Origin of the sequence: Bradyrhizobium sp. WBOS07, from assembly GCF_024585165.1 — a bacterium.
GTDB classification, from domain to species: Bacteria; Pseudomonadota; Alphaproteobacteria; order Rhizobiales; family Xanthobacteraceae; genus Bradyrhizobium; species Bradyrhizobium japonicum_B.
Genome location: NZ_CP029008.1, coordinates 4751988 through 4770293 on the forward strand (window position 1 = coordinate 4751988; position 18306 = coordinate 4770293).

The following is an 18306-nucleotide window of genomic DNA, read 5'->3' on the forward strand; positions in this document are numbered from 1 at the left end:
ATTCCAAGTGCCGCAGGCTGAGGGGTTACTCTTCGCTCTACGCCACGCACCCGGGATATAGGTGCCCAATCAACGCAACAGGGAAAATTAACCATACTCATTGAGGGACTATTCACCGAAATGGCAAACAAAGCGTTTAAGCGCCTGCCGCTCCGCGCTGCGTCCGCGTGATGCCGGCCATGCGCTGGCCCCCTCGAGATTAACGGTTCGTTACCGCGCACGGCGCTGCCGCGCGACTCCGCTTGCTCTGTGATGGGCCGCGCGCGCGTCATGATGGTCAGCGCTTCCGCAGGATGACGTGATAGTCGCCGCGGCGGACGTCGACGCCGCGCGGAAGCACGGCGTTCAGCACCGCGGCGCCGGCGTCCACGAGAGAAGCGAACAGCGGCTTGCGCCGGCGCATCTCGGGATAGCGCGGACTTTCCACCTCACGGCGGTAGATCATCTCGAGTCCGTTGGCGGCCGCGAATGCCTCCAGCCGGGGCAGCGTCACCAGCGGGTGAAAGAAGGTCGGGAACGGCGGCTCGCCGGGCAGACCGGCATCCTTGATGCCGCGAATGTGCCGGTAGAACCAGACGTGGAACCAGTGCGGCGAATATCTTGTGACGATTCCGGACAGCGAGCGGGGATTGGGTGCGCCGATCAGGATCAGGCCGCCGCGCTTGAGCGCGTCGCGGAAATTCAATAGCGCGGCGTCGACCTGCGGCAGATGCTCGATCACGTTGTAGCAGATCACGAGGTCGAAGCTCTCGCGCCCGAAACGATAGGTCTGCACGTCGCCCAGGATCGCCTCGTCCGCGTAGCTGTTGTTGCGGACCTGGTCCTCGTCGATGTCGACGACGGTGACCTTGCTGCGGCGGAGCAATTCCGGCGGCAACACGCTGCACGAGCCGCCGCCGGCTTCGTAGATGGCGAGTTCAGTGTTCGGCAGTTCGCCGCGCAGCACCTCGTGCACGGCGAGCAGGCTATCGCGGGCTTCGCCGGGGACGAGATCATGCAGGGCCTGGACGGGTGCAGTGGCGGGGATACGGATCGCCGTGGCTGTCGCGAAATCGATCGTGGCTGGCTTGTTCATGTTTTTTGACCGCGCTTGTTCTAATCAAATTTACAGGAAAAGACTCGCTTGCCCGAAGAGCAAATCCGATGCCGCGCCGTCTCACCGGTTGCGGTGCTTACGGTCGGGTTAATGCGCACACGCATTAACTACGGCATTGTTCATGTTGGGGCTCCGTCGGCGCGTGGACCGCGAATTGCAGTATCACGCACGCATCATTGCGCGGGAGAAGCAGGCGAAAGCGGTCGAGCGCGCGATGTTGTTTCAGGACGGCCGGCAGACCGGCGCGAGGCCGCGGCACGCGCCTTCGCCGGGCTGCCCATTTTGGCACGCATCTGTCCCGCGGCGGTGTGCCGTCGCGGGATGCACGATTGAAGCAGGGCTTTTTCAACATATCTCGGACATCTAGAACGTCATGACATTGATCCCGACAGACCTGTCCGCCACGCACATCTCCGATGCCGTGCGCGATCCCAACCGGGAGATCGCGGCGAGCTCCCGCGTCATCGACCTGTCGGTCGGCATTGTCGTCTGCATTCCCTGCTTCCGCCGGCCGCAGCACCTGAGGCTGACGCTGGAATCGCTGGCGAACCAGCGTACCCCGCGTTCCTTTGCCGTCGTCATGGTCGAGAACGACGCCGCGCGGCGCGAAAGCGCGCCGGTCGCCGCCGAGTTTCTCGCCGCCGGCAGGCTCCAGGGCGTGTGCCTTGTCGAGAAGCGGCAGGGCAATTGCCAGGCGATCAACGCTGCGTTCGAGACCGCGCAGGCGCTGTTTCCCGCCGCGACCCGCTTCCTGATGATCGACGACGACGAGATCGCATCGCCCGACTGGCTCGAGCTGATGGTCCGCACCGCGGAGGCGACCGGCGCCGACGTGGTCGGCGGGCCGGTGCTGCCGGTGTTCGAGGATGACAGCAAGCCCTGGCTGTCGCGTCATCCCGCCTTCCGTCCCGCCTACGATTATTCCGGCGCGGTGCCGCTGATCTACGGCTGCGGCAATTGCCTGATCACGCGGGCGGTCTTCGAGCGGTTCGGGCGTCCCGCGTTCGATCTGCGGTTCAATTTCCTCGGCGGCGGCGATTGTGATTTCTTCGTGCGGTGCCGTGATGCCGGGATGACATTCCACTGGACGGCGGAGGCCGTCATCACCGAGACCGTGCCGCACAGCCGCACCAGCCTCGGCTGGGTCGCAAAGCGTGGGCTTCGCATCGGCGCGATCAATTATCGCGTGCAGTATAAGGCTGCTCGCAGCGCAGGGGCGCGCGCATGGGTATTTGCGCGGATGCTCGGACGGCTGCCGTTGTCGTTGGTCCGGTCCGTTCGCCTGCTGGCGACGTCGAAGGCGGTCGTGGCCATGCATCCGGCGCTGGTGGCGCTCGGCTCCATGCTCGCGGCGTTCGGCTTCGCGCCGAAGCCCTACGAGGCCTCCAAGATCGTGTCGTGACGGCTAGATGCCGAAGCGGGCGAGGGCGGTCCTCGCCGCGGCGCGCGGCAGCGCCTTGAACGAACGCCGGCCGATCATTCCGAGATAGCCAAAGGCCTGGCGATATCTGCCGAAGCGAACGGCCTGCATCGCCGCATAGGTGATGAGGTGCAGCTCGGCGGCAAGGCGCAGCGCAGGCGCGGTTCCCGCGGGCAGTCTCGCCAGGATCAGTCCGTCGTCGAACACCCGCGCGATGGCCGGGAAGAAATCCTTCGGCGTGCGGACCGCGGCGTTCATGGTGTTGGCGGTGTGCAGACGATAATCGAGCAGCAGCTTCGGCGCGAACTCGAACTCGCCGATCGCGGCAAGGCGGCACCAGCAATGCCAGTCCTCGCAATATCGCAGCGAGGTGTCGAAGCCACCGACGGCGCGGAACGCCTCCGCACGCGCGAGCGCGATGCCGCCGTTGACGATGAAATTGCCGGCCGCGAGCCGCGTCAGCACGTCGCCGGACGGCTTGCGGCGTCCCTTCAGGAGGCCGCGCCGACCGATCTGGCGTCCGTCGCTGTCGATCGTGTTGTAGTCGCCATAGACCAGAACCGCCCGCGGCGCGCCGCGCGCCGCCGCCAGGAGCGCGGCCACGGCGCCGGGGCGGAGGCGGTCGTCGGCATCGAGGAAGAGCAGCCATTCGCCGGCGGCATATCGTGCACCGAGATTGCGCGCCGCCGATACGCCGGCGGATTCATTCGTCGCCAGGCGCAGTCGCGGGTCGTGAATGGCGCGGACGATTGCGACCGTGTCGTCGGTGGAACCGTCGTCGACGACGATCACCTCGCCCACCTCGCGCTGCGCCAGTGCGCTGGCGAGGGTTTCGGCGATATAGGCGGCAGCGTTCTTGGCGGGAATGACGACGGATACCGATGTGGTCGGGCTCGACGGCAGCGGCTGGCGCGAAGCCGGCACGATGCGGGTGGAGGCCGGCAAATCGAGAACCTGTTCGGCGGTGATCTGAACCACGGCGCGCCCTTAAGAGTCTGTTAACCAGGGCGCAGCTGCTGAACTGACGATGCGATCGGTCGCAGCGTTGGCCCCTTGCGAATGATACCCGCATTACGGCCTGATCGTTGACGCGAAGGCGTATGTCGGCGTGCTTTCGTCAATTAGCGTTAAGCCGCTTGCATTAAGCCTGTGGCAAATTTGGAAGAGGGCGTCAGCCGGTCCCATGCGAGAATGCGGATACGGTTGCCGCGGATGGATTCAGTGCCCGCCAAGACGTTCGAACACGACCCCGATGCGATGATCCTCAACCTCTTCTACGAGGACAAGGACGATCGCTGGTTTCCCGGCGACCGGCATCTGCGGCGCACGGCGCGCCGCTTGCTGCTCGGCGAGCCGCGCATGAGCGGACAGCTTCGCGTGTTCCTCAATCTCTGCGCGGGGCTCGACCGGCTCGGGATCCGCTACCGCGTCAACGATTACCGCTATATCGCGCAGCATCCCGACGAGCTCGCCTGCATCATCGGGCGGACCTTCCTGCTCGACAAGTTCGCGTGGAAGAATCCGATCCTGCTCGGCGTCGCCGCCCACAATCATCCGCTCGACGATCCTGATCTGTTCAAGCGTCTGCCGGTCAAGAAGGTTGTGGTGCCCGGTTCCTGGTACGTCGACATGTACCGGCCATACTGGCCCGACACCGAGGCCTGGCCGGTCGGCATCGACACCGATCTGTGGGCTCCGTCGCAGGCCGCGCAGAAATCCGTCGACGTGCTGATCTACGACAAGGTCCATTGGGATCGCGAGCGCTATGCGCCGGAATTGATCGAGCCGGTCCGTGCCCGGCTCGCCAGGGAGGGACGCTCGTTCACGGAGTTGCGCTACGGCAGCTACAAGGAGGAAGACTATCGGGAGGCGCTGGCGGCCTCGCGCGCGATGATCTTCCTCTGCCAGAGCGAAAGCCAGGGCATCGCCTATCAGCAGGCCTTGGCTTGCGGCGTGCCGGTGTTCGCCTGGGATCCGGGCGGGCCGTGGCGAGACCCCGATTATTATCCGCACCGCGTGCAGTTCGCGCCGGTGTCCTCGGTGCCGTACTGGGACCAGCGCTGCGGCGCCAAGTTCGCCGACATCGCGGGGTTCGAGGCGGGATGGGACGAGTTCTGGGCCGGCTGTGCCGCGGCCGCGTTCGACCCGCGCGGTTATATCCTGGACAACCTCACGCTCGAGCAGCGCGCGCTACAATATTACGAGATCGCCCGCAGCATCGTGCGGCCGCACGCCGCGCAGAGCTCCGGCACGCCTGTTGACGGACGCTCGGCGGCGGTGAGCCAGGACCTGGAGCTCCACCGGCGTCACCAGATGTCCTGAGCGATGGACCGCAGCATGGACCGTAGCATCGCCGATTTGACCGACCACGAGAGCCGATCGCTGGGCGGTGTCCTGCGCGACGGCCTGGCGAAGCTGAACGCGGCGCAGGCCGGGCGCGGCCTCGTCGCGGTCGCGTCGCTGCTGCTGGTGCTGGTGACGCTCGATCCGTTCCCGGACCTGCGCAATCCCGACGTCACCACGGTCGTCGGCGGGCGAATGGCGCTGACCTATGTCTCCTGGGGCCTCTTGGCCGCGGTCGCGGTGCTGTTCGCAGCCCGCACCGATGCGCCCGCGCTGAAGACTCTGTTGACGCCGCTTCATCTCTGTCTCGTGGGCTGGCTGCTGATCAACATCGTCCTGTCCGAGAGCCGCGGCGCGTCGATGCAGCGCTTCGTGCTCCTCGTCAGCATGACGTCGCTCGCCGTCCTGCTGCCATTGCTGCCGCCGACGCAGCGCAGCTTCAACTTGTGCCTGGGTGCCGCCGCGCTGGTGTTGCTCGCGCTCTGCTATCTCGGCGTCCTGCTCGCGCCGCAATATTCGATCCACACCGCGCTCGATGTCACCGAGCCGCAGCTCGCCGGCGACTGGCGCGGCAGTTTCGGCCACAAGAACGTCGCCTCGCCCGTGATGACGATCCTGGTCTATGTCGGCATCTATCTGTCCGCCGTCGGCTCGTTCGTGATGGGGCCCGCGATTGCGGCGCTGGCCGGCCTCTTCCTGATCTTCACCGGCGGCAAGACCTCGTCGGTGCTGTGTCTTGCGATCTACGCGCTTGCCTCGCTGGTCTATGTCACCCCCAGCCTGTGGCTGAAGCGGATCATCTGCTTCGTGCCGCTGATCGCGATGAACCTGCTGACGGTCGGCAGCGTCCTGAGCCCGGCGCTCGGGTCCATGACGCGGCTGCTTCCGCTCGATCCCACCTTCACCGGCCGTTCCGCGATCTGGGAGTTCGCGCTCGCGGCCGTCGCCGAGAAGCCGATCACCGGTCACGGCTATGCGGCGTTCTGGGACGACGTCACGGCGCGGCAGACCGCGCAGGGCGCCGAATGGGCGACGTCCGCGGCGCACAGCCACAACGCTTATCTCGACCTTGCGGTCACCATCGGTCTGCCGGGGCTGCTGCTGGTGATCCTGGTCTTCGTGCTCGCACCGCTCGGCAATTTCCAGTCGGCCCAGGCCCACAGCCGCAGTGGCGCCCTGGCAAAGCTGTTCCTGACCGTGTGGCTGTTCGGCCTGTATTACGGTACGACCGAGACCTTCCTGCTCGAACGGCAAAATCCGATCTGGTTCATGTTCGCGCTGGCCGTGGCCGGCCTGCACTTCCTGGCGCGGTTCCAATGCGTTGCGCAAGCGGAGCCGAAGCCATGACGTGTGTCGGCGTCGAGCAATTGGACGGTCTTGTCTCCACCACGTCGGGATTCGCGATCGATTTCATGCGTGACTGGCGGCAGGCCGCTTCGCGCCTGAGCGCCGGGCATCGCACCGCCTTTCAGCATGGCTACTGGCTCGAGGCCTGGTATCAGGCGTTCGATGACGTCGCGCCATTGATTGCCGTGATCTGCGATGCCGCCACCGGCAAGGAGATCGCGATCGTGCCGATGATCAGCCATGTCAGGCGCGGCATCCGCATCGTCGAATTCGCCGATCTCGGCGTCTCCGACAACAATGCGCCGATCCTGGCGCCCGATGCCGCCTGGGACGCGGCGGGGGCGAATGCGATCGGGACGGCGCTGGTCGAGGCGTTGCGCGCCTTGCCGGACCGCTTCGATCTGCTGCGGCTGAGGAAGATGCCGGTCCAGGTCGGCGGCAAGCCGAACCCGCTGGTGGCGCTCGGGCGGAGCGGATCCTGCTCGCTCAACGGCAATCTCGTGCTGTTGGGCGATGATTACGGGGCCTATCAGGCGTCGATCAAGCGCATGCAGATGCCGCGGTGCTGGCGCGTCTTCGACCGGCAGCAAGGCGCGCGGTTCGAGATCGCTACGGACGTTGCGCGCGCGCGTGAGCTGCTGGACGTGATGGACGTGCAGCAGCAGGCGCGCATGCAGAAGCTCGGCTCGCCGTTCGTTCTCAACGACGAGACCCACGCGCGATTTTATCGCGATGTCGTCCGCCAGGGCCTGGACGAAGGCTATGCCGTCGTTTCGGCATTGGTCTGCGACGAGGGTGTCATCGGCACCTCGTTCGGCATCAGGCAAGGCGCGACCTATTACTTGCTGCGCATCAGTCACGCCGGCGATTCCTGGTCGAGTTGCTCGCCCGGGCTTCTCATCATCGAGCGCACCATGGCGGCGCTGCATGCAAAGGGCGTGCGCCGCTTCGACCTCAGCATCGGCAATCAGGACTACAAGCGCCGTTTCGGCGCCGAGCGGGTGCCGCTGACCGACGTCAGTGTCGCGCTGTCATGGCGAGGCTTGCCCTTTGCGTGGCGCGATCATGCCGCGCAGGGCCTGCGCCGCTATCCCGCCGCCGCGGCCCTTGCGGCGCGAGCCATGGGCAAAGGCATACGCTGAAGCGGCATTCCCGGATGGGAATGCCGCGGGCGCATCGGCCTTGCGGCCGTGCAGCTCAACCATGAAGCTTCCTGGCCGTCTCCGCGACCTGGCGGCCCTGGTAGCGCGCGCCGGCGAGCTCGTTGGCGCTGGGCTGGCGGCTGCCGTCGCCGCCGGTGATCGTGGTGGCGCCGTAGGGCGCGCCGCCCGTAACCTCGTCGAGCTTCATCTGGCCGGCGAAACCGTAGTTCATGCCGACCACGACCATGCCGAAATGCAAGAGGTTGGTGATGATCGAGAACAGCGTCGTCTCCTGGCCGCCATGCTGGGTCGCGGTCGAGGTGAAGGCGCCGCCGACCTTGCCGTGCAGCGCGCCCTTGGCCCAGAGCCCGCCGGCCTGGTCGAGGAAGTTCGCCATCTGCGAGGCCATGCGGCCGAAGCGGGTGCCGGTGCCGACGATGATCGCGTCGTAATTGGCGAGGTCATCGATCTTGGCGACGGGAGCGGCCTGATCGAGCTTGTAGTGCGAGGTTTTCGCGACCTCGGCCGGCACCAGCTCCGGCACGCGCTTGATGTCGACGGTCGCGCCGGCCTCGCGCGCGCCTTCGGCGACGGCATTGGCCATCGCTTCGATATGGCCATAGGCGGAATAATAGAGGACGAGAACTTTGGTCATGATGGTCTCCGTTGGGGATGAGATTGGCGTTGTCAGGCGTCACGCCGCGTCGACGAGCACGAGCTCGGAGTCTTCGAGCGCCGTGATCGTCAGCCGCTCCTCGTTGAGGATCGCGGCGCCGTCGCGGGCGTTGACGCGCACGCCGTTGATGTCCACGGCCCCCGCCGCGGGCACCAGATAGAGGTGCCGCGATTGCAGCGGCGCGTATTTCGCGCTCTCGCCGGCTTTCAGCGTGGTGGCGAGCACCCGCGCGTTTGCGCGGATCGGCAGCGCGTCGGTATCGCCCTCGAGGCCGCTCGCAATGGTCACGAGCTTGCCGGAGCGATCGGCCTTCGGAAACGGCTTTGAGCCCCAGGTCGGCTGGCCGCCGCGCTGCGTCGGCTCGATCCAGATCTGGAAGATGCGTGTCCTGGTCGGCTCCAGATTGTACTCGGAATGGCGAATGCCGCTGCCGGCGCTCATCACCTGCACGTCGCCCGCTTCGGTGCGACCCTCGTTGCCGAGGCTGTCCTGGTGGGTGATCGCACCCTCGCGCACATAGGTGATGATCTCCATGTTGGCGTGGGGATGGGCGGGAAAGCCGGTGTTCGGCGCGATCTCGTCGTCGTTCCATACGCGCAAGGCGCCGTGGCCCATATTGTTGGGATCATAATGGCTGGCGAAGGAGAAATGATGTTTTGCTTTCAGCCAGCCATGGTCGGCGCCGCCGAGCTTGTCAAAAGGTCTGAGTTCGATCATCTGCGTGATTCCTTGAGTTGAACGGTCGGCGCCTTGATCAGGCGCCAAAACCGCCGTCGACGTTGAGCACGGTGCCGGTGACGAAGGAGGCCTCGGGACTTGCGAGGAAGACGATTCCGGCTGCAACTTCCTCGGGACGCCCGAAGCGTTGCAGCGCGTGCTGTTTGCGCTGGGTCTCGGCGAACTCGCCGCCGTCCTTCGGGTTCATGTCGGTATCGATCGAGCCGGGCTGCACCACGTTGACAGTGATGCCGCGCGGGCCGAGGTCGCGGGCCGCGCCCTTGGTGTAGCCGACGACCGCGGCCTTGGTGGCGACGTAGTCGGCAAGACCGGGAAACGACGCGCGGTCGGCCAGCATCGATCCGACGGTGACGATGCGGCCGCCTTCACCCATCAATTGCGAGGCGGCGCGGATCGCCGCGATCACGCCATGCACGTTGATCTGATCCTGGCGCGCCAGCGCTTCCGTGTCGGCCTTGGCATCGTCGATGGCGCCGCCGGCGGCGACGCCGGCATTGTTGACGAGGATGTCGAGATGGCCGAATTCCCTGGCGACGTCGTTCACGAGCTGCGTGACGTCCCTGGCCGAGGCCTGGTCGGCCCTGAAGGCGCGAGCCTTGACGCCCTTGGCCTTCAATTCAGTGACGACCGCTTCCGCCTTGTCCGGCGAGGCGACATAGCTGATGGCGACATCCGCGCCCTGGTCAGCGAGGGCGCGGGCAGAGGCCGCGCCGATGCCGCGCGAACCGCCGGTGACGAGGGCGACCTTGCCTGAGAGCTTCTTGGTCATTGGGTCTCTCCAGTACCGAATTTCTGATGACCCCTGGATAAGCCTCCGTCTGTGGTATAGAAATAGAAACTGTTGAAACGCATTGTTTCCCAAAATAGCCCAGGCGGATTGCTCCATGGCGAAGCTCCCGGATTTCGAGGCGCTGGCGATTTTTGCAAAAGTCGTGGAATTGCGGTCGTTTGCGGGAGCCGCCAGCGAGCTGGCGACGTCCAAGGCGACGGTGTCCAAGGCGGTCACGCGGCTGGAGGAGCGGCTCGGCGCGCGGCTGTTCAACCGCACCTCGCGCCGGCTCGCGCTGACCGATGCCGGCCACAAGCTCGCCGAGCGCGCGACGCGCCTTCTGGCCGACGGCGAGGCGGCGGAGAACGAGGCCTTGGCGCAATCGGTGGCGCCGCGCGGCCTGGTGCGGCTCGCCGTGCCCATGACGTTCGGCATCAAGGCGGTGGCGCCGCTGCTGCCGGAATTCTTCGCGGCCTATCCCGAAGTTTCGGTCGACCTGCACTTGAGCGATGCGACCATCGACCTGATCGGCGAAGGCTTCGACATGGCGGTGCGGATCGCGCGGCTGCCGGACTCCTCACTGATCGCACGGCGGCTGTTCACCATGCCGCGCTTCACCGTGGCCGCGCCGTCCTATCTCAAGCGCCATGGCCGGCCGACGCACCCGATGCATCTGGCCGCGCACAAATGCTTCAGCTACGCCTACATGTCGACGCCGAACGTCTGGCACTACACCAATTCAGCCGGCGAGCAGGCCAGCGTGCGGCCGGGTGGACAGCTCCGCGTCAACAATGGCGAAGCCGTGATGCCGGCGCTGGTCGCCGGCCTCGGCATCGCCGAGCTGCCCGAGTTCATCGTCGGCGAGGCGATCTCCTCCGGCGCCGTCGAAGTGATCCTGAAGGACTGGAAGCAGGCCGAAGGCGCGGTGCATCTGGTGACCCCGCCCGGCGGCCCCCGGCCGGCGCGCGTCGAGGCGCTCGGCGACTTCCTCGCGGCCAAGCTGCCGGGCACATGCAAGCGGCGGCCGCGCGGGAAGGTCAAGGCGTCGTAAGAGAGCGAGCAGCTTCGACGTCCGTCATTGCGAGCGGAGCGAAGCAATCCAGAGTGTCTCCGCGGAGAGATTGGTTGCTTCGTCGCAAGAGCTCCTCGCAATGACGAACGTGCCCACCGTCCTCGACTACGACACCTTCACGCCGTCGATCGCGACGACGCGCAAGCTCGGCTTCAGCGTCTCGTCGAGCTGCGCCTTCAATTCGTGAACGCGCGGGTCGCGCGATCGTGCGGCGCACACACCGTACTGACGGACCGATTGTGTCAGGGCGCGCCGCGCCTCCGGCGTCCGCGTCAATTCGGGCTGTGCAAGCCGCAAAACGATCGCGGCGAGATTCACCAGCATCTCGTCGAGCGCGACGTCGATGGCCGCCGGATTCCGCATCGCTCACTCTCCTCGATCGGGCAACGGCGGGTCCAGACATGCGTTCCAGGCGAAGCCCGAGATGGCTAACGCTTCGTAAACGCCTTGTTCTCGCCGCCTGGCGCGTTAGGCTGGCAGCCAAACAAGATCAGGGGAGGTACCATCATGGATCGACGCGATCTCCTGCGCGCCGCCGCGGCATTGCCGTTGTTGCGCATGGCCTGGCCTGCTCCGGCCTTCGCGCAAGCCTATCCGGCGCGCAACATCACGATGATCGTGCCGTTTCCGGCCGGAGGTCAGGCCGATCTCGCGGCGCGCCCGGTGGCGATGGCGCTGGAGCGGATCCTGGGCAAGCCCGTGATCGTCGACAACCGGGCCGGCGGCGGCGGCGGATCGGTCGGCAATGCCGCGGCGGCGCGCGCGGAGCCCGATGGCTACACGCTGCTGATGACGCTGTCCTCGCTCGCGGTGCTGCCCGAGGCCGACCGGCTGTTCGACCGTCCCGCCGCCTACGAGGTCTCGCAGTTCATGCCGATCGCGCGGGTGCTCGCAGATCCCACGCTGCTGGCGGTGCCGGCGTCGGCCCCGTGGAAGACGGCGCAGGATTTCGTCGAGGATGCGAAGAGGCGCCCCGGCCAGATCACTTACGGCTCGTCAGGGCCGTACGGCACGCTGCATGTGGCGATGGAGATGTTCGCAAGCAGCGCCGGCATCAAGCTGCTGCACGTGCCGTTCCGCGGCGCAGGTCCTGCGCTCACCGCGATCCTCGGTGGCACCGTGCAGGCGATCGCCGCAGCGCCGGGGACGTTGAAGCCGCAGGTGGACGACGGCAAGCTGCGCGTGTTCGGCAATTGCGGCGCGCAGCGCATCGCGAGCTTTCCCGACCTGCCGACCTTCCAGGAGCTCGGCTACAAGGATGTCGAGTTTTACATCTGGGCCGGGCTGTTCGCGCAGAGCGCGCTTCCCGCGCCGATCGCGACCCGCCTGCGCGATGCGATGGCGCAGGTGATGGCAAGTCCCGACGTGCTCAAGGTGTTCGAAACCTCGGGCAGCCTCGTCGCCTATCAGGACGCGCCTGCCTTCGCGCAGTTCGTCGCCGCGGACAGCGCGCGGCTGATCGCGGCGGTGAAGAAGATCGGCAAGGTGGAATAGTTCCGAATTCGATTTCACATTTTGTTGTTGGTCCAGAACCGGCTCTCGCCTCATTGATTGATGAAGGTCGATGGGAATCGAGAAGGATCGGGACATGCGAACAGAGCGGATTGCGCTGGGTATGGTGCTCGCGATCGGCGGCATCCTCGCGCAGAGCGCGGCTTCCGCGCAAGAATACCGCGGCACGATGGAGCAGCAGATGGCCTGCACGCCGGATGTGTGGCGTCTGTGCAGTGACCAGATTCCGGACGTGGGCCGCATCACGGCGTGCCTGCAGCAGAACACACCGCAGCTCTCGAGCGGCTGCCGTGCAGTATTCCAGGCCAACAACCAGATGCCGCCGCAGCAGCAGGTTCCGCGGGGCCGCGCCGCGCCGCCGCCGCGCTACAATGCTGCGCCGCCGCCGGCTCCGCCGGCGCAGCCGGGTCCCTATGATCGTCCCTATGATGACGAATAGACGCGTGGAAGCTTGATCGGGAAACCGAGCGCGGCACGGCCCCAGATCCGGCCGCGCCGCCTCGTTCAGCGCTCTGTCCTGCTGTCCGATTCCGGTCGGTTTCCGAGCACCATCCGGATGACCGCTCCGAAGAGAATGGCTGCCACGGGCCAATGGAACCAGATCGTGCGGCTGGTGAGCAAATTGATCGCAATCAGCAAGGCCGACACCGTGAGGGCCGCTGCAACCGGGCGGGGTAGCCTTGCCAGCCAGGCCGAGACGATAGTCGTCGCCGAAGATGGCATGCCCCTGTTTTCCATCTGCGCAGCGCGCGCACGCTCTGTGGGAGCCGCGCTCGCCTCGGTCGGGAAGCTCTGTTGTGCGGCTCGGCCGCCGAGGGTCAGCCGGTAGCTGGTCAGGGGAGCGATGTTCTTCAGCGGGCGCTGGCCGAGACAGTCGAAGCCGACCGACAATTTGTTGTGGACCTGATCGTAGACGGAGCTCGAGATCACGACGCCGCCGGGCTCGGCGAGCTCCTGCAGCCGGGCCGCGATATTGACCCCGTCGCCATAGATGTCGGAGCCGTCCACCATCACGTCGCCGAGGTTGATGCCGATGCGAAACTGCATCGGGCTCGCCTGCGGCGCGTCCGAAGCCTGGCTGGAGATTTCCTGCTGAATCTCGACCGCGCATTGCACGGCCTCGACGACGCTGGCGAACTCGGCGATCACCGCATCGCCCCAGGTATTCACGATGCGGCCGTCATGGCGTTCGACCAATCGCGCAATCGCCGCGCGGTAGCGGCGCAGCGTCTCCAACGTTCCGGTCTCGTCCGCTTCCATGAGACGGGAATAGCCGTACACGTCAGCGCACAGCACCGTGGTCAGTCGTCGTTTCACCTTGTCGTCGGCCATGGTCGCCATGCTAGCCTCCCTGGCCGGCAAATGCATCAGGCATCCTGTCCGGTGCCGCCGTTCGCCCTGACCTCGCAGACATCGACCCATTCGGCCGCGGTCAGCTCGGCCATCCGCTCCGGCGTGATGCGCACCGCGCTATGGGTGGAGCCGGCGGCCGGCACCACGACGTCGAATGCTTTCAGCGACACATCGCAATAGACCGGCAGCGGCGACTTCAGCCCGAACGGACAGACGCCGCCGACCTCGTGGCCGGTGATGGCGGCGACTTCCTCCAGCCCCAGCATCTTCGGCTTGCCGCCGAACTGCGCCTTGACCTTCTTGTTGTCCATCCGCGAGGTGCCGGCGGCCACGATCAGGATCACGCGGTCGCCGACGCGCAAGCTCAGGGTCTTGGCGATCATGCCGGGCTCGACGCCATAGGCCTCGGCGGCCAGCGGCACCGTGGCTGAGCTGATCGGCGATTCCATCACGGTGATGTCGGGGGCTTTCTCGGCGAAGAAGGCGCGAACGGATTCCAGGCTCATTCCAGTCAGCTCATTCCAGGCTTGCGGGCGGGCGGCGATGCTAAGCGATTCCCGGCAACTCAGAGAGCGAACGGACGCGGTGGTCCGGTGCAAAGCCAAGCTCGTCCATCTGGGTGCGGATCGCCTTGAACATCGTCAGCGGTGCCACGAGTTCGGTCTCGACGCAAGCCAGCGCCACGGCTTCCGGCGTCACCCGCTCGATGCAGGCGACGTTGAGCCCGAACGACTTTGCCCCCGCCGCGTCCCATGGATTGGACGACACGAACAGAACCTCGTTCGGCGCGGTCCCGAGCACTTCCCCGATCAGCTCGTAGGCCGCCGGGCTCGGCTTGAAGATCTTCTTGGCGTCGACGCTGATGGTGGCATCGAGCAGGCGGTCGAGCCCGGAATTGCGCACCAGCGCATTCAGCATGTCCGGGCTGCCGTTGGAGAGGATGGCCAGTCGTCGCGGCTTCAAGGCCGTGAGCGCGGCGGCTGCATCCGGATAGAGATCGAGATGCAGATATCTCTCGATCACCCGCTCGAACGCTTCGCTCTCATAGGCCAGTCCCAGCACCCGCAGCGTATAGGCGAGGGAGTCGCGGGTGACCGCGGCAAAATCCTGGTAGCGTCCCATCAGCGATCGCAGCCAGGTGTATTCGAGCTGCTTGATGCGCCAGACCTGCGTGATGATCCCGCCATAGCCCGGAAACGCATCCTCGGTGATCTCAGCGACCGACTGGATGTCGTACAGCGTCCCGTAGGCGTCGAACACGACGGCTTTGATGCTCATGGACTGTCCTTCCAGGCAGGTGTGGTCCCAAGAACTCGGCTCGGGGGAGCGTGGAGTATCGTCAGCTTACCAGAGCAAAGCGGAAGTCTGCCACTGCAAGTGCGAACGGCGGCTTGTGACCCCAAAACGGACATTCCCATGGATCGGCGCGTACGCTTCGCTAGGCTTTAGCTTTTGGTTCGGCGCGCGCCCAGACCTTGAGCTCTAGCGCGTCGGACACTGCCTTGATCAGGAGCGCGCGGCCCTCGCGCACCGCTTGCGAGTGAGTTCGGTCCAAATTCTCGCAGAGTGCCCAGGTTACGAATTGCCCCTTGATCGGTCCCCAACTGATCGCATGCCCCAAGCCATGCTCGAAGACCGAAGAGGCTGGCACGACGGAATATCCGACTCCGCGGCGTGCAAGGTCGAGGCAAAGGCTCAGCGTGTCGGTCTCGACGGCCAATCGAAACTGCATACCTTTGCGTTCCAGGGCGTGCTCGACCTGGATCCGCGCCACATTCGGACGTCCCGGAAGCACTAGCCGCAAGCCGTCAAGCTTAGATAGTGCGACCGGTTTTTCGGGGTGTAGCGCATCCTCTCTTCGACCGACCAGCACCATCGGTTCGCGCACCAGCGGCGTCTTGCGGTAGCTGGCGGTAGGCGAGGAGTCGTACGGCACAATGGCAATGTCGAGCAGGTGCGCGGACATGTACTCGCGCAAGATATTGCTGACACCCTCGTAGACACGGAGCGTGATACCGGGGTGCCGCTCCGCAAGCTTCTCCACGAAGGGGGACGTCACCACCTGTTGCCATGCGGGCGGCGTGCCGATGGCAAGTTGGCCCGAGGCTTTTTCGCCGACCTGCTCTTTAAGGAGAGTAAGCTGGCGCAACAGAGGGCGGGCGCGATCAGAGAGCATCTTGCCAGCCTCCGTGAGGTCGACGCCGCCGGGAGTGCGGATGAACAGCTTGTTGCCCATCTGGTGTTCGAGGAGCGCAATGTGCCGCGACAGCGCCGGCTGCGACAGATGCACACTCGCAGCTGCCTTGTTGATGCTGCCGAGTTCAGCCACGCGCAGGAAGAATTCCAATAGGCGTACTTCAACGGTCATCACGACCTCGGTGGTTATACAGCCAGTGAATAACAATCATAGTCAATTGGCATTATTAGGATAACACATATTGCTCCTAAAGTCCTGACGTCATGTGCCAACGAAGGGCGGCATTTGAGGAAATGAAAATCGGCCGTTCGAGCCGAACTTCAGCAAGGGGAGGCGCATAATGCTTACGCGCGCAGGAGCGATTTCAACGGCACTGATGTTCGCAATTGCCATGTCGGTACCGGGCAAGGCGAAGGCGCAGGAATTTCCGTCTCGACCGCTATCCATCCTGGTGATTTATCCTGCCGGTGGCCCCGCCGATCTGATGGCTCGTGCGCTGGCGGAAGTATTGCGAGAGCGCCTCGGCCAGCCAGTGATCGTCGAAAACAAGCCGGGTGCAGGCGGTCAGATCGCGGGTACGGCCCTGGTCCGCGCGCCGGCGGACGGACACACGCTTCTCATCGGTGACACCGCTTCGCTCGGAATCAACAAGGCCGTCTACGCGAATTTCAGCTACGACCCGCTGACGGATCTGGAGCCGGTTGCTCCACTGATGTTGATGCCGATGCTGCTCTATGTGCCAAAATCCAGCCCGTTCAATTCAACCGCCGATCTGGTTGCCGCAGCAAAATCCAAGGCGCTGAATTATGCTTCGCAAGGCAACGGCAGCCTAGGCCACCTGCTCGGAGAAATGCTCAAGGCGGACGCGGGCATCCAGCTGGTTCATGTCCCCTACAGAGGTTCAGCGCCGGCGATGCAAGACCTGATCGGGTCGCAGGTGGACCTGCTGTTCGACGGTTTGGGACCCGGGCTGCCTAACGTCAGTGCGGACAGTATCAAGGCGCTCTTCGTTGCGGGGCCTCAGCGCTTGCCGCAATTACCGAACGTACCCACTGCCGACGAGGTCAGGTTGCCCAATGTCGTGATGTCTTTGTGGCTCGGGGTTGTGGTACGGGCGGGTACACCCGAGCCAGTTGTCCAGCGGCTCAGTGAAGAGGTCCGCTATGCGATGCGCCAGCCGCAGGTCACCAAGCGATTTCTCGATCTCGGCTTTCAGATCCTCAACATGACGCGGGCGGAATTCCGGCATTTCATCAAGAACGAAGCCGGGAAGTCAACCGCGTTGGTGAAGGCCCGCGGCATCGCCGCCGAGTAAGTCCATGACCCTTAACCTTGCCACCCGCACTGTCACCAGGGCGCGGGAACGAATGACCCTGGACGCGGAAGTCTGCGTCGTCGGAGGCGGTGCCGCAGGAATCATGGCGGCACTGACGGCAGCCAGCCTAGGCCGCAAGACCGTCCTGCTCGACGCTATGCCGACGATCGGCGGCCAGCTTGTCGGGACGTTGCTCGGCACGATATGCGGCCTCTATTCCAACGGCCCGCGGCCATATCGCGTTACGTTCGGCGCGGTCGACGATATGCTGAACGAACTGCATGGCGCCGGTGCAATCCACGCCCGCCGTGCGCTGGACACGATCGTTCTACAGTACGACGAGATGCTTTGCGGTCGCTGGAGCGAACGGGCACTCTCGCGTGCAAATGTGGACCTGGTGCTGGGTGCCGTCCTGCGCTCGGCCCGTGTTGAAGGTCGTCGCATTGTCGAGCTTGATGTGTCGACGCGATGGGGCGACTTGGCCGTCCGCGCGGATGGATTTATCGACGCCTCGGGCGATGCGGCCATTGCATGGCATGCCGGGTTACCTGTGCGCGAACCCCATGAACCCCAATGGGGCACGCAGATGATCTTGCTGGAGGGCTTCGCGGAAGATGCGATCGCCGATTTCGACGGATTCCATGTCGCAGAGGTTCTGAAGCACAAGAAGCGCGAATACGGTCTGAGCCGCGAGGATGGATTCATCTTCGCATTTCCCGGCCGCGGCGTGGCGACCGTCAACATGACGCACATGCCCAATCCGACAGAGCCAATCGCGGCCACGCGCGCTACGCTGGAAGGCAGGGACCAAGCCGACAAGGTGCTGGAATTCTTGCGGCGGGAGTTTCCGAGGTCGATGGGCCAGGCCCGTATCCGGGCCTACGGTTTGCCTGGAATCAGGCAAACCCGCTGGTTCGTCGGCGCGCACCAACTCACCATCGATGAAGTCCGGGCCGGCCATCGCCCCGCCGATGCCGTCGCGCGCTGCTCATGGCCGGTCGAGGCGCATGACAGCGCCGAGACAGTGCATTGGGAAACTTTCGAGGATCGCAACCACATGCACTATGTACCATTGCGTAGCCTCGTGCATCGGGATAGCGACAACTTGATCGCTGCAGGCCGATGTATAGATGGCGACGTCGCAGCTCTGGCCTCGGTCCGTGTCATGGGACCCTGCTTTGCGATGGGGCAGGCAGCTGCCCACGCTCTGGATATTTCCGGCGGCAAGTCCCTACACGACGTCGATTCGAGCCGGCTCGCAAATCGCCTGCGCGACAATCTCGACGGTGCGAAGATCGATCGGTGGTGCAATGGTGTCTGACCCTG

Annotated in this window: 19 protein-coding genes; 9 read left to right on the plus strand and 10 right to left on the minus strand. The window is 65.1% G+C overall.

Annotated elements, in window-relative coordinates; all coding sequences use genetic code 11:
- Positions 1 to 277: 277 nt before the first annotated feature.
- A complete protein-coding gene (locus tag DCM79_RS22595; RefSeq protein ID WP_257176412.1) occupies positions 278 to 1075 on the minus strand; it encodes a bifunctional 2-polyprenyl-6-hydroxyphenol methylase/3-demethylubiquinol 3-O-methyltransferase UbiG in 798 nt (265 codons plus the stop codon).
- A 394-nt stretch (positions 1076 to 1469) separates the two neighbouring features.
- Between DCM79_RS22595 and DCM79_RS22600 the strand changes: the two genes are divergently transcribed.
- A complete protein-coding gene (locus tag DCM79_RS22600; RefSeq protein WP_257176413.1) occupies positions 1470 to 2498 on the plus strand; it encodes a glycosyltransferase family 2 protein in 1029 nt (342 codons plus the stop codon).
- 3 nt (positions 2499 to 2501) lie between these two features.
- Here the strand turns inward: DCM79_RS22600 and DCM79_RS22605 are convergent, their stop codons facing one another.
- The gene (locus DCM79_RS22605; RefSeq protein ID WP_257176414.1) at positions 2502 to 3494 is read right to left on the minus strand and encodes a glycosyltransferase; all 993 of its coding nucleotides are present in this window, start codon (positions 3492 to 3494) and stop codon (positions 2502 to 2504) included.
- Between the two features lie 243 nt (positions 3495 to 3737).
- On the opposite strand from DCM79_RS22605, the gene DCM79_RS22610 reads away from it, so the two are divergent.
- From DCM79_RS22610 to DCM79_RS22620, 3 genes are read left to right on the plus strand one after another with little or no spacing between them, the layout of a single operon-like run.
- On the plus strand, positions 3738 to 4838 hold the full coding sequence (locus DCM79_RS22610; protein ID WP_257180824.1) for a glycosyltransferase family 1 protein: 1101 nt from the start codon (positions 3738 to 3740) through the stop codon (positions 4836 to 4838).
- Positions 4839 to 4853: 15 nt separating this feature from the next.
- Positions 4854 to 6206, plus strand: a complete 1353-nt coding sequence (locus tag DCM79_RS22615) for an O-antigen ligase (protein ID WP_257176415.1) — start codon at positions 4854 to 4856, stop codon at positions 6204 to 6206.
- Positions 6203 to 7348: a GNAT family N-acetyltransferase gene (locus DCM79_RS22620; RefSeq protein ID WP_257176416.1), complete on the plus strand. Its 1146-nt coding sequence runs from the start codon at positions 6203 to 6205 to the stop codon at positions 7346 to 7348. Before DCM79_RS22615 ends, DCM79_RS22620 begins: the two co-directional genes overlap by 4 nt.
- 55 nt (positions 7349 to 7403) lie before the next feature.
- On the opposite strand, the gene wrbA is transcribed toward DCM79_RS22620, so the two are convergent.
- The 3 genes from wrbA to DCM79_RS22635 are packed head-to-tail and all read right to left on the minus strand — an operon-like array spanning position 7404 to position 9531.
- Positions 7404 to 8003, minus strand: a complete 600-nt coding sequence (gene wrbA, locus DCM79_RS22625; protein WP_257176417.1) for an NAD(P)H:quinone oxidoreductase — start codon at positions 8001 to 8003, stop codon at positions 7404 to 7406.
- A gap of 39 nt (positions 8004 to 8042) precedes the next feature.
- Positions 8043 to 8741 carry a pirin family protein gene (locus tag DCM79_RS22630; protein ID WP_257176418.1) on the minus strand — a complete coding sequence of 233 codons (699 nt, stop codon included), beginning with the start codon at positions 8739 to 8741 and terminating at the stop codon, positions 8043 to 8045.
- Positions 8742 to 8778: 37 nt separating this feature from the next.
- Positions 8779 to 9531: an SDR family NAD(P)-dependent oxidoreductase gene (locus tag DCM79_RS22635; protein WP_257176419.1), complete on the minus strand. Its 753-nt coding sequence runs from the start codon at positions 9529 to 9531 to the stop codon at positions 8779 to 8781.
- Between the two features lie 115 nt (positions 9532 to 9646).
- On the opposite strand from DCM79_RS22635, the gene DCM79_RS22640 reads away from it, so the two are divergent.
- Positions 9647 to 10582, plus strand: coding sequence for a LysR family transcriptional regulator (locus tag DCM79_RS22640; RefSeq protein WP_257176420.1), 936 nt, complete (start codon positions 9647 to 9649; stop codon positions 10580 to 10582).
- A gap of 126 nt (positions 10583 to 10708) precedes the next feature.
- On the opposite strand, the gene DCM79_RS22645 is transcribed toward DCM79_RS22640, so the two are convergent.
- Complete coding sequence (locus DCM79_RS22645; RefSeq protein ID WP_257176421.1) at positions 10709 to 10966, minus strand: hypothetical protein; 258 nt, start codon at positions 10964 to 10966, stop codon at positions 10709 to 10711.
- Between the two features lie 144 nt (positions 10967 to 11110).
- Here DCM79_RS22645 and DCM79_RS22650 point away from each other — a divergent pair, with 144 nt between their 5' ends.
- On the plus strand, positions 11111 to 12097 hold the full coding sequence (locus DCM79_RS22650) for a tripartite tricarboxylate transporter substrate binding protein (protein WP_257176422.1): 987 nt from the start codon (positions 11111 to 11113) through the stop codon (positions 12095 to 12097).
- A gap of 94 nt (positions 12098 to 12191) precedes the next feature.
- On the plus strand, positions 12192 to 12554 hold the full coding sequence (locus DCM79_RS22655; protein WP_257176423.1) for a hypothetical protein: 363 nt from the start codon (positions 12192 to 12194) through the stop codon (positions 12552 to 12554).
- Between the two features lie 65 nt (positions 12555 to 12619).
- On the opposite strand, the gene DCM79_RS22660 is transcribed toward DCM79_RS22655, so the two are convergent.
- The 4 genes from DCM79_RS22660 to DCM79_RS22675 all read right to left on the minus strand — a co-directional run bounded on the left by DCM79_RS22660 (position 12620) and on the right by DCM79_RS22675 (position 15836).
- Positions 12620 to 13447, minus strand: coding sequence for an adenylate/guanylate cyclase domain-containing protein (locus DCM79_RS22660; RefSeq protein WP_257180825.1), 828 nt, complete (start codon positions 13445 to 13447; stop codon positions 12620 to 12622).
- A 35-nt stretch (positions 13448 to 13482) separates the two neighbouring features.
- Entirely contained in the window at positions 13483 to 13974 is a 492-nt protein-coding gene (locus DCM79_RS22665; protein WP_257176424.1) for a YbaK/EbsC family protein, read from the minus strand.
- A gap of 40 nt (positions 13975 to 14014) precedes the next feature.
- On the minus strand, positions 14015 to 14746 hold the full coding sequence (locus DCM79_RS22670; RefSeq protein ID WP_257176425.1) for a haloacid dehalogenase type II: 732 nt from the start codon (positions 14744 to 14746) through the stop codon (positions 14015 to 14017).
- 160 nt (positions 14747 to 14906) lie between these two features.
- The gene (locus DCM79_RS22675; protein WP_257176426.1) at positions 14907 to 15836 is read right to left on the minus strand and encodes a LysR family transcriptional regulator; all 930 of its coding nucleotides are present in this window, start codon (positions 15834 to 15836) and stop codon (positions 14907 to 14909) included.
- Between the two features lie 169 nt (positions 15837 to 16005).
- On the opposite strand from DCM79_RS22675, the gene DCM79_RS22680 reads away from it, so the two are divergent.
- Together DCM79_RS22680 and DCM79_RS22685 are read left to right on the plus strand one after the other, a co-directional pair.
- Positions 16006 to 16980, plus strand: coding sequence for a tripartite tricarboxylate transporter substrate binding protein (locus DCM79_RS22680; RefSeq protein ID WP_257176427.1), 975 nt, complete (start codon positions 16006 to 16008; stop codon positions 16978 to 16980).
- Positions 16981 to 17032: 52 nt separating this feature from the next.
- Positions 17033 to 18301 carry an FAD-dependent oxidoreductase gene (locus DCM79_RS22685; protein WP_257176428.1) on the plus strand — a complete coding sequence of 423 codons (1269 nt, stop codon included), beginning with the start codon at positions 17033 to 17035 and terminating at the stop codon, positions 18299 to 18301.
- Positions 18302 to 18306: the final 5 nt, after the last annotated feature.

Excerpts from the sequence above, each read along its gene's own strand:
- DCM79_RS22595 (WP_257176412.1), bottom strand. The coding sequence starts at position 1,075 with ATGAACAAGCCAGCCACGATCGATTTCGCGACAGCCACGGCGATCCGT.
- DCM79_RS22600 (WP_257176413.1), top strand. The coding sequence starts at position 1,470 with ATGACATTGATCCCGACAGACCTGTCCGCCACGCACATCTCCGATGCC.
- DCM79_RS22615 (WP_257176415.1), top strand. The coding sequence starts at position 4,854 with ATGGACCGTAGCATCGCCGATTTGACCGACCACGAGAGCCGATCGCTG.
- DCM79_RS22620 (WP_257176416.1), top strand. The coding sequence starts at position 6,203 with ATGACGTGTGTCGGCGTCGAGCAATTGGACGGTCTTGTCTCCACCACG.
- wrbA (WP_257176417.1), bottom strand. The coding sequence starts at position 8,003 with ATGACCAAAGTTCTCGTCCTCTATTATTCCGCCTATGGCCATATCGAA.
- DCM79_RS22630 (WP_257176418.1), bottom strand. The coding sequence starts at position 8,741 with ATGATCGAACTCAGACCTTTTGACAAGCTCGGCGGCGCCGACCATGGC.
- DCM79_RS22635 (WP_257176419.1), bottom strand. The coding sequence starts at position 9,531 with ATGACCAAGAAGCTCTCAGGCAAGGTCGCCCTCGTCACCGGCGGTTCG.
- DCM79_RS22640 (WP_257176420.1), top strand. The coding sequence starts at position 9,647 with ATGGCGAAGCTCCCGGATTTCGAGGCGCTGGCGATTTTTGCAAAAGTC.
- DCM79_RS22645 (WP_257176421.1), bottom strand. The coding sequence starts at position 10,966 with ATGCGGAATCCGGCGGCCATCGACGTCGCGCTCGACGAGATGCTGGTG.
- DCM79_RS22650 (WP_257176422.1), top strand. The coding sequence starts at position 11,111 with ATGGATCGACGCGATCTCCTGCGCGCCGCCGCGGCATTGCCGTTGTTG.
- DCM79_RS22655 (WP_257176423.1), top strand. The coding sequence starts at position 12,192 with ATGCGAACAGAGCGGATTGCGCTGGGTATGGTGCTCGCGATCGGCGGC.
- DCM79_RS22660 (WP_257180825.1), bottom strand. The coding sequence starts at position 13,447 with ATGGCCGACGACAAGGTGAAACGACGACTGACCACGGTGCTGTGCGCT.
- DCM79_RS22665 (WP_257176424.1), bottom strand. The coding sequence starts at position 13,974 with ATGAGCCTGGAATCCGTTCGCGCCTTCTTCGCCGAGAAAGCCCCCGAC.
- DCM79_RS22670 (WP_257176425.1), bottom strand. The coding sequence starts at position 14,746 with ATGAGCATCAAAGCCGTCGTGTTCGACGCCTACGGGACGCTGTACGAC.
- DCM79_RS22675 (WP_257176426.1), bottom strand. The coding sequence starts at position 15,836 with ATGACCGTTGAAGTACGCCTATTGGAATTCTTCCTGCGCGTGGCTGAA.
- DCM79_RS22680 (WP_257176427.1), top strand. The coding sequence starts at position 16,006 with ATGCTTACGCGCGCAGGAGCGATTTCAACGGCACTGATGTTCGCAATT.
- DCM79_RS22685 (WP_257176428.1), top strand. The coding sequence starts at position 17,033 with ATGACCCTGGACGCGGAAGTCTGCGTCGTCGGAGGCGGTGCCGCAGGA.